Origin of the sequence: Leifsonia sp. SIMBA_070, assembly GCF_046534635.1 — a bacterium.
In the GTDB taxonomy this organism is placed as follows: Bacteria; Actinomycetota; Actinomycetes; order Actinomycetales; family Microbacteriaceae; genus Leifsonia.
The window spans coordinates 1-234 of sequence record NZ_JAWRYK010000980.1 but is presented as its reverse complement, the minus strand read 5'-3'; the positions used below and the strand labels follow the sequence as shown (position 1 = coordinate 234).

General features: G+C 70.5%; 1 protein-coding gene. It reads left to right on the top strand.

Annotated elements, in window-relative coordinates; genetic code table 11:
* The coding region (locus SB754_RS23100) for a class II aldolase/adducin family protein (RefSeq protein ID WP_410784579.1) at positions 1-234 on the top strand (234 nt) is incomplete at both ends.

Genomic DNA, 234 nt, shown 5'->3' with positions numbered 1-234 from the left:
CCCGTCCGACACCGCGGCGCACGCCTACGTGTACCGCCACATGGCCCACGTGAACGGCGTCGTGCACACGCACGCGACGTACGCGACAGCCTGGGCCGCGCGCGGCGAGGAGATCCCCTGCGTGCTCACGATGATGGGCGACGAGTTCGGCGGCCCGATCCCCTTCGGTCCCTTCGCGATCATCGGCGACCACTCGATCGGTCGAGGCATCGTCGAGACCCTCTCGGGCCACCG